Source organism: Paeniglutamicibacter sulfureus (assembly GCF_030512175.1).
Lineage (GTDB): Bacteria > Actinomycetota > Actinomycetes > Actinomycetales > Micrococcaceae > Paeniglutamicibacter > Paeniglutamicibacter sulfureus.
This window is the reverse complement of the sequence record NZ_JAULBL010000002.1, coordinates 508,064-523,742: the sequence shown is the minus strand read 5'-3', so window position 1 is coordinate 523,742 and position 15,679 is coordinate 508,064. Positions and strand designations below refer to the sequence as shown.

The following is a 15,679-nucleotide window of genomic DNA, read 5'->3' as shown; positions in this document are numbered from 1 at the left end:
TTGGTGCGTTTTGCCATTTAGGCCACCTCCTCCACTGCCAGCTGGCTGGTCACGATTTCCTGGTAGGTTTCCGAGGATTCCAGGAGTTCCTCGTGCGTTCCGCGGGCAACGATTTCGCCGTGGTCCAGGACCAGGATCTGGTCGGCGGCGGTGATCGTTGAGATGCGTTGGGCGACGATGATGACCGCCGCATCCTTGGTGGGTTCCTTCAGCGCGGCCCGCAGGTGCGCGTCGGTTGCCACGTCGAGTGCGGAGAAGGAGTCGTCGAAGAGGTAGATCTCCGGCTTCGCGGCCAGGGCCCGGGCGATGCACAGGCGCTGGCGCTGTCCTCCGGAGACGTTGGTGCCTCCCTGGGAGATCTTCGAGCCGAGGCCGTCCTCGCGTGCTGCGACAAAGTCTTCGGCTTGTGCGGTGCGCAGGGCATCCCACAGGTCCTCTTCGCTGGCGTGTTCCGCGCCGAAGCGCAGGTTGGAGGCAACGGTTCCGGAGAAGAGGTAGGGACGCTGCGGCACGGTGGCCACCGCGGCGGAAATCTGCGCGCGGGTCAGCTCCGTGACCGGAGCCCCGCCCACCAGCACTTGGCCCTGCCTGGCGTCGTAAAGCCGCGGGATCAGGTTCAGCAGCGTGGTCTTGCCCGAGCCGGTGGACCCGACGATGGCGGTGGTTTCGCCGCGTCGGGCGGTGAATGAGATGTTGTTGAGCACCGGCGCCTCGGCACCCGGGTAGCCGAAGGTGACGTTGCGGAACTCGATGGTTCCGGGGGCGTCCATCTCGGCGACGCGCTCGGTCTGGTCGGTGAGCGACGGGACCATGGTGGTGACCTCGTCGATGCGCTCGGCGCAGACGATGGCGCGCGGGATCATCATGGCCATGAAGGTTCCCATCATCACCGCGATCAGGATCTGCAGCAGGTACTGCAGGAACGCGGTCAGCGCACCGACCTGCATTTCGCCGGTCTCCACGCGGTGTCCGCCGAACCACAGCACGGAGGCGGTGGCGATGTGCAGGATCATGCCGATCAGCGGGAACATCAACACGAAGAGGTTGCCGACCTTCACGCCCACGCGGGTGAGCTTGGCGTTGGCCTCCTCGAAGCGCTCGGTCTCGTGGGGTTCGCGCACGAAGGCACGCACCACGCGGATGCCGGTGATCTGCTCGCGCAGCACCCCGTTGATTCCGTCGATGCGGTCCTGCATCTGGCGGAAGAGCGGCATCAGGAAGATGACCAGGACGCCGACGACCACTAGCAGCACGGGCACGGAGACCCAGACCAGCCAGGACAGGCCGACGTCTTCGCGCAGCGCCATGATGATGCCGCCGATGCACATGATGGGGGCCGAGACCATGAAGTTCAGGCCCATCAGCACCAGCATCTGAACCTGCTGCACGTCGTTGGTGCCGCGGGTGATCAGCGTTGCGGCGCCGAACTTGTTGACGTCTTGCGCGGAGAACGCGGTGACCGCGTCAAAGACGGAATGGCGCAGGTCCCGGCCGATGGCCATGGCGGTCTTCGCGCCAAAGTACACGGCGGCGATGGCCGTGAGCACCTGGACGAACGCGACGGCAAGCATCACGCCGCCGGTGCGCCAGATGAAGTCGGTGTCGCCCTTGACCACGCCGGTGTCGATGATGCGCGCGTTGAGGCTGGGCAGGAAGAGGGTGGCGATGGTGGTGGCGAGCTGGAAGAACAGCACGGCGGCAATCCACCACTTGTAGGGTTTCGAATGTCTAAGTATGAGCTTTAAGAGCATCAGGCAGTGTCCTCATGATTTTTAGCCGCACGAATCCACCATGGTTTGGTGGCCCTTCGAGGGCGGCAACATGGCATTTTTCAGCCAAGCATTGGTCACTCTACCCTCGATGTCCCCCGGTTTGACCCTCCCAAAGACTGATTTTTCCAAAGGGTCTACATCGCAGGATGTAGGGGTGAAACGGCGACGACAACCATCATGCCTTGCAGCGCACGGTTTTCTCCGATTCCCTTTCAGTGTCCGCGAGAAAACCCTAGGCTGGAAACGACATCAACAATTTGCTTGATCGAATGGAGAATTTCATGTCCTTGACTTCAACACCCTTGTCCGCCGGCGAGCGCGCACCCAAGTTCACACTGGCCGACGCGCACGGCACGCAGGTAGCCCTGGACGACTATGCGGGCAAGAACGTTGTGGTGTACTTCTACCCCAAGGCGGCGACGAAGGGATGCACAACGGAGGCCTGCGATTTCAGGGACAACCTCAACTCGCTGCGGGCCGCCGGCTACGAGGTCCTGGGCATTTCCCCGGATGAGGGCGATGCGCTGGCCTCGTTCGCCGAGGCCGAGTCGCTGAATTTCCCGCTGCTCTCGGATCCCGATTTTGCGGTGGCCACTGCCTATGGTTCGTACGGGCAGAAAGAGGTCAACGGCAAGAAGTACTCCGGCGCCCTGCGCAGCACCGTGGTGGTTGACCCGGACGGGAAGGTGGCCCTGGTCGAATACAACGTCGCCGCCGACGGCCATGTGGCCCGCCTGCGCGAGGAACTCGGGGTCTAGGAAGCCACCCGCGCACCGGCTCCGCGGTCCCGGCGCCGGTGCCGGTGCCGGTGCCACGGCGGTTAAAAAGGCGGCACCGGCGCGGATCGTGTCCGCGCCGGTGCCGCCCCCGTCTTCCTACTGAGAGTCGGAAGCCCCGTTGACAGAGAACTCGTGGTTCTCCGTCGGGTCGGAGAGCGCATCGGCGTTCGCCCGCGCCGCGGCAATGTCCCGGATGCGCCCGCGCGAGGCGTACCAACCGATCATCAGCGCCGGGATGATGACGATGATCGAGGCAACGGTCCAGGTGCCCACCGGGGAATCGAAGGCCATCAGCACGATGACAGCGGCCAGGAAGGCGAGGGTCAGGTACCCGGTGTAGGGCGCCCCGATCATCCGGAAGGCCGGACGCACCGCTCCCCCACGCTTGGCCAGGCGATAGAGCGCCAGTTGGCAGAGCACGATCATGCCCCAAGAGGCGATGATGCCCAGCGCTGCCATGTTCAGCACGATCTCGAAGGCATTGGCCGGAACAATCGCGTTGAGCACCACGCCGAGGCCAGCCACCGCGGCGGTCAGTGCGATGCCGCCGTAGGGCACACCCTGCTTGTTCAGCTTGGCGGTGAAGCGCGGAGCGGATCCGGCCAGCGCCATCGAGCGCAGGATGCGCCCGGTGGAATACAGGCCCGCGTTCAGCGAGGACATCGCCGCGGTGAGCACCACCAGGTTCATGATTGAGTCCATGCCGGAAACTCCGATGGACCCGAAGAACGTCACGAACGGGGACTCGCCGGCCTTGTAGGCGGTGTAGGGCAGCAGCAGCGAGAGCAGCACCAGCGATCCGACGTAGAAGATGGCGATGCGGATGATCACGGTGTTGATGGCCTTGGGCATGACCTTCTCGGGATTCTCCGTCTCGCCTGCGGCGGTGCCGATCAGCTCGATCGAGGCGTAGGCGAACACGACGCCCTGCATCACCACGACCACCGGCAGCAGGCCGTTGGGGAAGAACCCGCCGTTGTCGGCGATCAGGCTGAAGCCGACTTCGTGCCCGGGAATCGGGGACCCGAAGATGACGAAGTAGATGCCCACCGCCAGGAACCCGACCAATGCGAGGACCTTGATCAGCGCGAACCAGAACTCGAGCTCGCCGAAGACCTTCACCGAGACCAGGTTCAGGCCCAGCACGATCAGCAGCGCCGCAAGCGCCCACACCCACTGCGGGACCGAACCGATCCAGGGCACGTACTTGGCGAAGAAGTTCATGTACAGCGCGATCGCGGTGATGTCCACGATGGCCGTCATGGCCCAGTTGAGCCAGTACAGCCAGCCGGTCACGAATGCGGCCTTCTCCCCGAAGAACTCCCGGGCGTAGGAGACGAAGGAACCCGAGGAGGGACGGTGGACGACCAGTTCGCCCAGGGCGCGCAGGATCAGGAAGGCGAAGAACCCGCAGACCGCATAGCTGAACATCAATGCCGGTCCGGCGCCGGCCAGCCGGCCGCCGGCGCCCATGAACAGGCCGGTGCCGATGGCCCCGCCGATCGCGATCATCTGGATCTGGCGGGATTTGAGCCCCTTGTGCATTCCCTTGTCCTCGGCGGTCAACGCCGAGTTGGGGGTGTCGGGTCGGTGCGTGGTGCGGGTTTCTGGGATTTCACGTGTCATGCGCAGGTGCCTCTCGGGGAGTGTCTGGGGGCTTGCTCAAGGGTGGAACGGGTTGAAACGGTGGGAACGCTTGGGGGGCTTATTCGCTGAGGTTGGCCAGTCGCTCGGGACGCAACAGCTCGTTGAGCTGCAACTCGGTGAGCAGCCCGTGCTCCAGAACCAGCTCGGCCACGCCGCGGCCGGTGGAAAGGGCCTCGAGCGCGATCTTCGTCGAAGCCGCATAGCCGAGCTGCACAGTGAGCGCGGTGACCAGGCCGATGGAGTTCTCCACCTGGGCCCGCAGCTTCTCCTCGTGGGCGGTGATGCCGACGATGCACTTGTCGGCCAGCGTGATGCAGGCGGCCTCCAGGTGGCGCATCGACTTGGTCAGGCTGTGCACGATGATCGGCTCGAAGGCGTTGAGTTGCAGCTGCCCGGACTCGGCGGCCATCGTGATGGTCACGTCGTTGCCGATGACCTCGTAGGCCACCTGGTTCACGACCTCGGGGATCACCGGGTTGACCTTGCCGGGCATGATCGAGGACCCGGACTGCACGGCCGGCAGGTCGATCTCGCCCAGCCCGGCGCGCGGGCCGGAGGAGAGCAGGCGCAGGTCGTTGCAGACCTTGGAGAGCTTGACCGCCACGCGCTTGAGCACCCCGGAGAGGTGGACGAAGGCACCCACGTCGGCGGTGGCCTCGATCAGGTCGAAGGCGGTTTCCAGCTTCAGCCCGGAGATCGCCGCCAGGTGCGTGCAGGCCAGGGCCGAGTAGCCGACCGGCGCGTTCAGCTCGGTGCCGATGGCGGTGGCGCCCAGGTTGATCTCGTGGATCAGCAGCGTGGATTCGGCCAGGCGCGCGCGGTCCTCGCCGAGGGTGACGGCGTAGGCGTTGAATTCCTGTCCCAGGGTCATCGGGACGGCGTCCTGCAGCTGGGTCCTGCCCATCTTCACCACGGTGCGGAATTCCACGGCCTTGGCGGCGAAGGCCGCGCCGAGGTGCTCCATGGCGGCCACCAGCGAGGCGGCGCCGAAGATCGTGGCCACGCGCACCGCGGTGGGGTACACGTCGTTGGTGGACTGGCTGAGGTTGACATGGTCGTTGGGGTGCAGGTACCGGTACTCGCCCTTGGCGTGGCCCATGATCTCCAGGGCACGGTTGGCGATGACCTCGTTGGCGTTCATGTTCGAGGAGGTGCCGGCGCCGCCCTGGATCACGTCGACCACGAACTGCTCGTGCAGGTTCCCGGCGATGATTTCGCGGCAGGCCTCGATGATGGCGGCGGCGCGGGTCGCGTCGAGCAGCCCCAGTTCCAGGTTGGCCTGGGCGGCGGCCTGCTTGACCATGGCCAGCGCCGTGACCAGGTGCGTGTTGGTGGACAGCGGCTGGCCGGTGATCGGGAAGTTTTCCACGGCGCGCAGCGTGTGCACGCCCCAATATGCCTCCGCGGGAATGTCACGATCCCCGATCAGGTCGTGTTCGCTGCGGACCGCGCGGGGCGCGGCGACCTGCAAGGTGGCGGTGGATTCGGACATGGCTCTCCTAGGGGTGGCGGTGAGGCGGATATGCAAGGGGGTGGAAGTTTTTGGGCGCGCGCCAGTGCGGGCGGGAGTGCGGTGGAGCGAGGAAGGGAGGTTGCTAGGGGAAGGGCAGACCGGCCAGGGTGCCGACGGGCTTTCCGCCGCCGAGCACGGGGAGGTGGTCGAATGCGGCCAGCCTGCCAGGATCCAATCCCAGGGCCAGCAGGGCGGGGACGGCGGCGGGCATCCGGGCCCGGTCGCCTCCGTCGGAGATCTTCAGTGCCACGGCGGAGCCGTCGGGCAGGGCGATGAGCTGGATGCCCTCAAACCCGTCCTTGGCCAGCACGCCGGGGAAAGTTTCCATCAGGGCGGTGACGTCGCGCCCCAGCCCGGCAACCATCAGGGGATGGGCGCGCATGGCTGCAGCGACCTCGTACTCCGCCGTGCCAACGGGTGCGGTGACAAGTTTGCCGAAGGCCCTGGCCATGGAAGAAAGGGAGAGCGCGAAGACCTCGGTGCCGCAGCCGTCGGCGCTCACCACGGTGATGGGTTCGCCGGTGAGTTCGGCGACGACCTCGCGGATCAGGGTGGGCAGCGGGTGGTCGTGGTGCAGGTAGGTCTCGGTGTCCCAGCCGTTGAGCAGGCAGGTGGCGAGCATCGCGGCGTGCTTGCCCGAGCAGTTCTGCGCCAATTGGGTGGGACCGTTGCCTTCGCGGAGCCAGGCCCGCTGTTCGGCCACCCCGTAGGGCAGGTCGGTGGAGTTGCGCAGCGCGCCGGGTTCCAGCCCGGCGTCGGCGAGGATCTTCGCGGCCAGGTCGCGGTGATCGACGGAGCCCGAATGGCTGGCGGAGGCCAGTGCCAGCTGCTCGGCGGAGAGCCGTAGTCCGGCGCGCACCATGGCAACTGCCATCAGCGGCTTCAGGGCCGAGCGCGGATAGATAGGAGCCGTCGGTTCGCCGCGGGTGAGCACGGTCCTGCCATCGGCGCCCAGGGCCACGAGCGAGCCGTAGTGGACGCTTTCAACCAGTTCGCCGCGGGTCTGCACGGCCAGCGGGGCGTGGGCCGGGAAGGTGGAAGTGCTCATGCGGTTTCTGCTCCGAGGATCTTGGTCAGCGCTTCGTCGACCGCGGCCAGGTGCCCGGCCATGGCCTTGCCCGCCGCGGCGCCGTCGCGCGCCTCGATGGCGGCGAGGATATCGCGGTGTTCGGCGTGCGAAGGGTGCTGGCGGCCGGTGATGAGGTTGATGGTCTCGGACTGGTTGACCATGGCCTCGCGGATGTCGCCCACGACCCGTTCAAAGACCCCGTTGCCGCTGGCCGCGGCGATCGTGGCATGGAAGCTTGCATCGAGGGCCACCCACCGCTGGGCGTCGTCCTCGTCCTCCATGGCTTCGATGATGCCGCGCAGCTCCTCGAGCTGGTCGGGGGTGGCGCGGGTGGCGGCGAGTTCGGCCGCGGGGATCTCGATGTGCGGGCGCGCTTCCATGAGGCTGCGCGCGGAGAACTTGCCCAGCACCAGGTCGTCGCTGGCCTTGCCCGCGATGACAAAGGTTCCCTTGCCGGTGTGCGTCTCGGTGAGGCCAAGGGCGGCGCAGGAGCGCAGGGCCTCGCGAACGACCGAACGGCTGACCGCAAACTTTCCGGCGAGCACCGATTCGGAGCTCAGCTTGTGCCCCACGGGCAGCTCCCCGGACTCGATGGCATCGCGGATGGCAGTGAATACGGCCTCGGCCGCGCTGACCCGGACGATGGGCTGCGGTCCGGCCGTCCGGCTGTCTGACAGGTTCATGCGTTGAACCATGTCACTCCTCACAAAGTGCTGTCAAGGCGCCGCCCGGCGGCCCCGTCGGGATCCACTCTCACCCTGCACCGGGGGCGCCACAAACATGCCCGTCAAGGCGCAGATTCAGGCGCGGCGTCTTGTGGAACCACAGCGCGCGCAGTTAGTTCCCGGGCGGGATCGGGGCGGCCTTCCGACGATGGTCAGGCGAGTCCGCGGAGGCCCGTCCATGGAGCCGATTCAGACAGGCGAGGTCTCCGCGCCCGCCCAATGGGTGCGCCCGAGCCGCGGGCAACAAGGTAACGGGACAGTTTTTACCAAATCGCCAGTGCGCTTGGCGATCCTGCCCGCGATGCCGTGATCGTGCCGCGGGAACACGGCAACTGCCGCCCCTGACAGGAATGGCCCCGTCCGTTGGGACCGAGCCCTTGGTGTCACCTGCGCGGTTGGGAACATCGGTGGATTTTTCGGGCTCCATCAGCGCAGAGGCCGCGTCGGCTGCGCCATCGGACAAGGCCGGACGCTTACCCGGATTTAGGCGCGCGACGGAATCAGTGCCCGCATGTAGTCTTCGCTATTCGCTTGCGCTGCGGTTCGCTCCAGTGCCGCGGCAATGCGCCCCTGCGGCACCACCACGATGCCGTCGTTGTCCCCCAGGATTGCGTCCCCCGGGTGGCAAACAACATTGCCGCAGGCCACCGGAGCGCCGATGGTTCCCGGTCCGTATTTAAAGGGGCCCGCGGGGCTGATCCCGCGCGCGAAGACCGGAAGCCCCATGGCCAGCAATTCATCGATGTCACGGGTCGCTCCGTCAATCACGACTCCTGCAATACCCCTGTTGATGCAGATCTCGCCCAGAATGTCGCCGAAGCACGCCCTGCCGGTGTCACTGTTTGCGTTGATGACCAGGACGTCGCCTTCGCGTGCGTCATCGAGGGCCCGATGAATGGCGAGGTTGTCCCCTTCGCGGGTGTTGATCGGAAGAACCGTGCCGGCCATTTTCAGCCCGGGGGTCACCGAGCGCAGGGCCGAGTGCATGACGCCCATGCGCCCCTGGGCATCGCCGATCAGGGCGACAGGGAATTGGGCCAGCTGCCTGACACCGTGCAGGTCCGGTCGCTCCCATTGCGGGCTGAAGTGGAGGGACTCCGTGGGTGCGGTGATGATCATCTGAAACTCGTTTCCGGTGCTATTTTGTTTGCAGTCCCTGTTGACCACCAAGTTTCGTCGTATAGACATTCGTCGGCTCCTTATAAGCCTGAAGACCTAAGGATATTTCTCAAGCGTGAATCAAAAAATTGCCTATCAGGGGGAACCTGGATCCAATTCGAGCGTTGCCTGCCAGGAGATGTACCCGGATTTCGAGCCCCTGGCCTGCTCCAGCTTTGAGGAGGTTTTTGCCGTCGTGGCCGACGGTTCGGCGGAGCTGGCGATGATCCCCATCGAAAATTCGATAGCGGGTCGCGTTGCGGATATCCATAGCCTTCTGCCGGCTTCCAACCTCCAGATCGTTGGGGAATACTTTCTGGGCATACGCTTCGACCTGCTCGGAATCCGGGGCAGCAAACTCGAGGATGCAAGGGAAGTGCACAGTCACATCCACGCGCTGGGGCAATGCCGTGGAATAATCCGGTCGCTTAAGTTGACTCCGGTCATCGCCGGGGACACCGCCGGTTCGGCGCGGGAGGTAAGTTCCTGGAACGACCCGTCCAAGGTTTCCCTCGCACCACCGCGGGCCGCTGAAATGTATGGTCTTGACGTGCTTGCCTCCGGAGTGGAGGACGACCCCACCAACACCACGCGATTTGTGGTCCTTGCCAGGGAAAAACCGCTGCCCGCGCGCCACGAATTGCCCGAAAATGTCATCACGACGCTGGTTTTCCGGGTTCGAAATGTTCCGTCGGCGCTCTTCAAGGCCCTCGGTGGATTTGCCACTTGTGGAGTCAACATGACGCGCATAGAAAGCTACATGGTGGGCGCGGAATTTGCGGCGACCATGTTCTTGGTGGATCTTCAAGGACACCCGGAGGACGGGCCCCTGAAGACTGCACTGGAGGAGCTGGCGTTCTTCACATCCGAAATCAAGATCCTGGGCGTCTACGCCGCACAGGACTACCGAATCCGGGGAAACGGCGAACACTCATAGATCACTGGGTCCGCTAACTGCTACTTCAGTCTGGGACGGACGCACCTGGCCATTCCGGGGATGGGGTCTCCTGCGGGGAACACTAAATGAATATCGCGTCACGACATGGACAAGCGCTGACCTGCGGGGATACGTTGAATAACCGGATCCGCAACCAGGCTATGGCAACCCGCAGTGCCTGTGCGCGGCCAGAACGGAAAGGCGATCCCCGTGGTTGACCCCTCACTTCTTGACTCCCTGGACGGCCAACTTGAGTGGCAGCGGGAGCTCTACAAGCACTTCCACCGCAACCCCGAGCTCGGCCTCCAGGAGCACCAGACGGCCGCACGCCTCGAGACGGAGCTCGCGGCCCTGGGCTACGACGTGCAGCGCATCGGCGGAACGGGCGTGGTCGGGGTGCTGGCCAACGGCGAAGGGGCCGTGGTCCTGGCCCGCGCCGACATCGACGCGCTTCCGGTCACCGAGGACACCGGACTGGACTATGCCTCCACGGTCGAGGGCGTCATGCACGCCTGCGGCCACGACATGCACATGGCCACCCTCCTGGGCGCCGCGAAGGTGCTCGCGGAGAACCGGGAAGCCTGGTCCGGCACCCACATCGCGCTCTTCCAGCCCGCCGAGGAAACCGCCGCCGGGGCCAGGGCGATGGTCGCCGACGGGCTGGTGGACAAGCTGCCGCGTCCGGACGTCGCGCTGGCCCAACACGTCATGCCAGTGGAGGCTGGACTCGTCGGCACCGCCGCCGGGCCGATCCTCTCCGCCGGGGACAGCCTGAAAATCACCGTTCACGGCCGCGGTGCCCACGGTTCGATGCCGCACAACTCCGTGGACCCCGTGGTGCTTGCGGCCTCGATCGTGCTGAAGCTGCAGACCATCGTGTCGCGGGAAACCATGCCCGGACAGTTCGCCGTGGTGACCGTCGGGTCCTCCAACGCCGGGACCGCGGCCAACATCATCCCGGCCAAGGCCGAGCTTCGGCTGAACATCCGCACCTACGACCTCGCCCTGCGCAAGCACATCATGGCCTCCATCGAGCGGATCGTGCGCGGCGAATGCGCCGCCGCCGGCTCGCCCCGGGAGCCTGACTTCGAGTACTACGACCAGTTCCCGCTCACCGACAACGACGCAGAGGTGAATGCGCGTGTGACAACGGTCTTCACCGAGCATTTCCCTGCGGGACAGGTCTACCAGGCCACCCCCGCGACGGCATCCGAGGATTTCGGCGCCATCCCCGGCGCCTTCGGCATCCCCTACAGCTACTGGATGGTCGGCTGCGTCCCGGCCGACGACTACCGCAAGGCGGTGGCCAACGGGACGGTGTCCTCCGACATCCCGGCGAACCACTCCCCCTTCTTCGCCCCCGCCATCGACCCGACCCTGGAAACCGCAACCCGCACCATGGTCCTCGCCGCCCTGGCGTACCTGGGCAAGTCCAACTGACCGAAGGAACGTGGAACACCATGGGCGCTGAGACCCACTCCCCGACAACCACCGCCTGGAAACCCACCGACAAGTGGCTGCTGGGCATCGTCCTGGCGGTCATCAACTTCTGGCTCTTCGCCCAGACCCTGCTCAATGTCATCCCCGGCATCCGCGGCCAACTCGGCGTCGAGGAGACCCTGGCGAACCTGGCGGTGTCCGTCACCTCGCTGTTCTCCGGCATCTTCATCGTGGTGGCCGGCGGACTGGCGGACCGCCTGGGCCGGGTCAAGGTCCTTTACGCCGGCATCTGGCTCTCCATCGCCGGATCGCTGCTGATCGCCCTGACCCCGGAGAACCTCGGCGGGCTGACCAGCACCATGTTGTTGGGTGGCCGGGTGGTCCAGGGGCTATCCGCGGCCTGCATCATGCCCTCCTCGATGGCGTTGGTGAAGACCTTCTACGAGGGCAAGGCACGGCAGCGTGCCCTGTCCTTCTGGTCGATCGGCTCTTGGGGCGGGTCCGGCTTCTGCTCGCTCTTCGGCGGGCTGATGGCCACCAGCGCACTGGGCTGGCGCTCGATCTTCTGGATCTCCGTGGTGCTCTCGATCCTGGCGCTGGTGCTGCTGCGCGGCACCCCGGAGTCGAAGGCCGAAAGCGACCCGGCCGCCGCCAAGCGCGGTTTTGACTGGGGCGGACTGGTCGCGTTCATCGTGCTGCTGGTCTCGATCAACGTCTACATCTCACAGGGCCCGGCACTGGGCTGGCTAAGCCTGCGCGGACTGGGACTGATCGCCCTCGCCGCGGTCTCGGGACTGGTCTTCCTGTACATCGAGACGCATCGCGCGGGTGCCTTCGTGAACCTGAAGCTGTTCGCCAACGGCACCTTCACCGGCGCCACGCTCTCCAACTTCCTGCTCAACGGCGCGGCCGGCACGCTGATCGTCTCCCTGGGCTTGGTGCAGATCGCCGCGGGCATGAGCTCCCTGCAATCGGGCCTGCTCACGCTTGGCTACCTCATCGCCATCCTGTCCACCATCCGGGTGGGCGAGAAACTGCTGCAGCGCTTCGGGCCGAAAAAACCGATGCTCTGGGGCTCGATGATCACCGGCGTGGGCATCCTGCTGTGCTCGATGACGTTCCTGTACATCGACCAGTACATCGTGCTCTCCGTTATCGGCTTCACGCTCTTCGGAGTCGGGCTGGGATTCTACGCCACCCCGTCCACCGACGCGGCGCTCTCCAGCGTCCCGGACAACCAGGTGGGCGCGGCCTCGGGCATCTACAAGATGGCCTCCTCGCTGGGCAACGCGATCGGCGTCGCGATTTCCGCGGCCCTGTACGTCGCCGGGCAGGCGGTCAACCCGGAACTGATCCAGTCCTGGGGCCTGTTCATCGGCCGGCAAGACAACGTGGCGTTGCGCTTCGGAGGGGCCATCGGCCTGCTGTTCAACGTGTTGATGGTGGTCATCGCCATTGCCGCCATCATCGTCACCGTTCCGGCAGAGCCCAAGGACCGGGTGCCGGAGCCCGAACCCAAGGAGCCGCACGACGTCGCTCCCCCGGCATTCGGCAACTAGGCGTCAGCTGATTGAGCAGACTTTTCGAGGGCTGGTTCCAGTGCTTCGCACCGGTACCGGCCCTCGTTAGCATTGGGAGCCAATGCGGTTGGTTGCATGTTGACTTCCGGGCACCCAGCTGCGCGGCCACGTTCCATGCCCCCATGGCGGTGTGTGAGGTAAATCTTCTGCTGTCGCAGAAGGTTCGGTGCCGCCCCCTCGGGTCCGCGGCCACGCCGTCTCATTTGTCGATTGGCAGTTCAGGCGTCAGCACAACGGCAACCTGAACGCGAAGGTCGACCCGCCACCAGGGTTTTCCACTGCATTGATGGTTCCGTTGTGCCGGGTAACGATCCGGTGGCTGAGTGCCAGCCCGAGGCCGCTCCCATCGGCCTTCGTGGTGAATGCGCCATCGAAGATCCTTCCGTCGGGGAAGCCGGAAAGTCCCGATCCGCGGTCAATGACCCGGAAGACCGCTGAGTCATCTTCGCATGCCGTTTCAAGAGTCACCACGCGCCGTTCCTCTGGGAAGCGAGACATCTCCTCTATCGCGTTGCGGCACAGGTTTAGCACGACTTGGCCGATCAGCACCTTCTCGCAGAGCACCGGAAGTTCTCCGGGATCCAGTGCCATCTCTAGCGTTGCGGAGTGCCGCGAGGCCACGAGCTCAACGAAGTACATGCAGTCCCGCACCACGGCGTTCAGGTCAACGTGCTGTTCGGACGTTTCCAGCGTGCCCACGAATCCACGCAAGCTGCGCAGGATCTGGTTGGCGCGCTCAATTTGGCGCTGCGCGTTCTCCAGCCCGAACTCCAGGTCGACCGCGCTCATCTTGCCCGCCCGGTATCGACGCTTGACCCCGTCCAGAAAGTTCGTCGCCGCGCCGAGGGGCTGGCCCAACTCGTGCGAAAGGGCCATCGCCATGTCGCCCATGACGTTGTAGCGGGCCAGGTAGTTCAGGTGTTCCTGGTCCCGCTCGCGTTCGATGTCCGCAGACACGCGATCGGTGATGTCGTGGAGGAACATCAACGTCCCGGACAGGTCATGCTTCAGGTCGATGCTCTGGCAGGCGGCCCCGAACCAGCGTGATTCACCCTGCGGCGTGCGCAGTTCCAGTCGGCAGCTGACCATGCCGGCATCCGCAGCGCATTCGGCCGACACCCGGGCAAAGGTTATAGCCGCACCGCCAAGGCACAAATCAGTGAAATACCGCCCAACAACCTCGTCCGGGTGCACACCCAACTGCGGAAAGACCGAATTGCTGGCATAAGAAATCAGCCCGTCGGAACCCACGACGAGAATGGCCTCGCCCATGTTCCCGATGAAGGCGTTTAGCCGTCCCTTGGTCCGCTCCAGCCCGCTCTTGAGCTGCTCCTCGCGTTCCATGTCCCTGAATTCAACGAGCACCACCTCGCGCTCGGGCAGAATTACGTGCCGGGCCAGCGCCTCAGTCAGGAAATCCTGCCCTTCCTTGTTCCGGTACATCCATTGCGTGCGGCTGGCACCGTGCACCACGGCATCCTGCAGCCAGCGGCGCCCGACGGTCCGGCTGTAGGGTTCGGCCAGGCTGCTCATGTCATCAGCTTTCAGCGGTCGCAACTCCTCCAGCGTGAAGCCGAGCACCCGGCACGCCGCCGGGTTGGCCCAGAGGATGTCCTTCGACTCCGCGTCATGCATCAGGAGGCAGTGGTCCAGCCCTGTGAGCAGAATCCGGGCATCGGCCTCGGAAGGTTCGTAATTTTGCGTATTCACGGCTTCCAGTTCTACCCCAGTCCGGCTTCGCCGCAATAGGTAGTTACTTCAGTTGGAATCAATCTTTCTTTGTCTGGAGGCACGTAAACACCCATTGAAGGGCAGTAATTGGGTAAATACCGTGATTCAGACAACACCAGCAAGACCCTCGACATCCGTACTTGCCTCAGAAAAGCTACAAGCTAGGAGCCCTCTCCATGACGACCGTTGCCGAAGCACCCGCGCAGGACGCGCTGACCACGGTCCTGGAACTCATCGACCGGCGACGCGAGGAGTTCAACACGAACCGCTTCGTACCCAAGGACGTTATCGACGCATTCAAGGCGGCCGGAATCTACCGCGCTGCCACCCCGCTCCAGTTCGGTGGCGACGCGCTCCCGCCCGCGGAATTTCTCCGCAAGATCGAACTGATCTCCACCGTCGATGCCTCGAGCGGTTGGGTAGCGAGCTTCGGCTCAGCACTCGTGTACTTGGCCGCACTGCCCGTCGACACGCAGGCCGAATTGTACAAGGACGGACCCGACTTGGCTTTCGCCGGCGGACTCTTTCCGGTCCAGAAGGCACCGGTGAAGGACGGGAAGTTCCACATCAAGGGCACCTGGAAGTTCGCCAGCGGTTGCAAGGGCGCCGACGTGCTTGGCGTCGGCATCGCCGGTGGCGAGACCGCCGCAGGCAAGCCGCGCACCGCGTTGCTGCGCCCGGACCAGGTCATCATCAAAGACAACTGGGACGTCATTGGCCTGCACGGAACCGGCAGCCACGACCTTGTCGTTAACGGGGTCGATGTGGATCAGGACTGGACCTTCATCCGCGGCGGCGAACCGATGATTGATGAGCCGCTCTACCACTACCCCACGATCGCCTACGCCGCCCAGGTCTTGGCCGTCGTGAACCTCGGTGTGGGCCGTGCCGCGCTTGACTATGCGACACAGATCGGCGCCGGACGGACGGGCATCACCGGAGCCCCGAAGCTCGCCGATCGCGCGTATTACCGGATCGATCTGGCAAAGGCCGAGGCCGAGCTTCGTTCGGCACGGGCCTTCTTCTATGAGATCACCGAAGAAACTTATGCCACGGTAGTGGCCAACGGACAGGCCACCGACTCCCAAAAGGCTCTGCTTCGCCTTGCCTCCACCCACGTCGCCAAGGCCGGCGCCCAAGCCGTCAACACCGCCTACTCGCTCTCCGGGACAGCGGCCATCTACGACGGGAACCCGCTGCAGCGTCATCTGCGCGATTCGGCCGTCGTCACCCAGCACGCGTTCCTCGGCGATGGCATGTATGACGGCACTGGCTCGGTCCTGATGGGCCAGCCCCCGGTCATCCCGGGCTTCATCTAACCAGACCAC

The 15,679-nt window shown here is 65.0% G+C and carries 12 protein-coding genes; 5 read left to right on the top strand and 7 right to left on the bottom strand.

Annotated features, from left to right (window positions below; genetic code table 11):
- Positions 1–17: 17 nt before the first annotated feature.
- Complete coding sequence (locus Q2T94_RS09075) at positions 18–1,751, bottom strand: ABC transporter ATP-binding protein (RefSeq protein ID WP_302263756.1); 1,734 nt, start codon at positions 1,749–1,751, stop codon at positions 18–20.
- Positions 1,752–2,053: 302 nt separating this feature from the next.
- On the opposite strand from Q2T94_RS09075, the gene bcp reads away from it, so the two are divergent.
- Entirely contained in the window at positions 2,054–2,530 is a 477-nt protein-coding gene (gene bcp, locus Q2T94_RS09070; protein WP_302263754.1) for a thioredoxin-dependent thiol peroxidase, read from the top strand.
- A 117-nt stretch (positions 2,531–2,647) separates the two neighbouring features.
- On the opposite strand, the gene Q2T94_RS09065 is transcribed toward bcp, so the two are convergent.
- From Q2T94_RS09065 to Q2T94_RS09045, 5 genes are all read right to left on the bottom strand, one after another.
- Positions 2,648–4,177 (bottom strand): amino acid permease, encoded by a 1,530-nt coding sequence (locus tag Q2T94_RS09065; RefSeq protein WP_302263752.1) that lies wholly within the window; start codon positions 4,175–4,177, stop codon positions 2,648–2,650.
- Positions 4,178–4,256: 79 nt separating this feature from the next.
- On the bottom strand, positions 4,257–5,690 hold the full coding sequence (locus tag Q2T94_RS09060) for an aspartate ammonia-lyase (protein WP_302263750.1): 1,434 nt from the start codon (positions 5,688–5,690) through the stop codon (positions 4,257–4,259).
- Positions 5,691–5,793: 103 nt separating this feature from the next.
- Entirely contained in the window at positions 5,794–6,759 is a 966-nt protein-coding gene (locus tag Q2T94_RS09055; RefSeq protein WP_302263748.1) for an asparaginase, read from the bottom strand.
- On the bottom strand, positions 6,756–7,463 hold the full coding sequence (locus Q2T94_RS09050) for a FadR/GntR family transcriptional regulator (protein ID WP_302263746.1): 708 nt from the start codon (positions 7,461–7,463) through the stop codon (positions 6,756–6,758). The genes Q2T94_RS09055 and Q2T94_RS09050 overlap by 4 nt, the downstream gene beginning before the upstream one ends.
- A 525-nt stretch (positions 7,464–7,988) precedes the next feature.
- Positions 7,989–8,624 (bottom strand): RraA family protein, encoded by a 636-nt coding sequence (locus Q2T94_RS09045; RefSeq protein WP_302263744.1) that lies wholly within the window; start codon positions 8,622–8,624, stop codon positions 7,989–7,991.
- A gap of 115 nt (positions 8,625–8,739) precedes the next feature.
- Between Q2T94_RS09045 and Q2T94_RS09040 the strand changes: the two genes are divergently transcribed.
- From Q2T94_RS09040 to Q2T94_RS09030, 3 genes are all read left to right on the top strand, one after another.
- Positions 8,740–9,600 (top strand): prephenate dehydratase, encoded by an 861-nt coding sequence (locus Q2T94_RS09040; RefSeq protein ID WP_302263742.1) that lies wholly within the window; start codon positions 8,740–8,742, stop codon positions 9,598–9,600.
- Positions 9,601–9,804: 204 nt separating this feature from the next.
- The gene (locus Q2T94_RS09035; RefSeq protein ID WP_302266392.1) at positions 9,805–11,040 is read left to right on the top strand and encodes an amidohydrolase; all 1,236 of its coding nucleotides are present in this window, start codon (positions 9,805–9,807) and stop codon (positions 11,038–11,040) included.
- 20 nt (positions 11,041–11,060) lie between these two features.
- On the top strand, positions 11,061–12,599 hold the full coding sequence (locus tag Q2T94_RS09030; RefSeq protein ID WP_302263740.1) for an MFS transporter: 1,539 nt from the start codon (positions 11,061–11,063) through the stop codon (positions 12,597–12,599).
- Between the two features lie 246 nt (positions 12,600–12,845).
- Here Q2T94_RS09030 and Q2T94_RS09025 read toward each other — a convergent pair whose 3' ends face one another.
- Complete coding sequence (locus Q2T94_RS09025; RefSeq protein WP_264271356.1) at positions 12,846–14,330, bottom strand: PAS domain-containing sensor histidine kinase; 1,485 nt, start codon at positions 14,328–14,330, stop codon at positions 12,846–12,848.
- 197 nt (positions 14,331–14,527) lie between these two features.
- Here Q2T94_RS09025 and Q2T94_RS09020 point away from each other — a divergent pair, with 197 nt between their 5' ends.
- The gene (locus Q2T94_RS09020) at positions 14,528–15,670 is read left to right on the top strand and encodes an acyl-CoA dehydrogenase family protein (protein WP_302263737.1); all 1,143 of its coding nucleotides are present in this window, start codon (positions 14,528–14,530) and stop codon (positions 15,668–15,670) included.
- Positions 15,671–15,679: the final 9 nt, after the last annotated feature.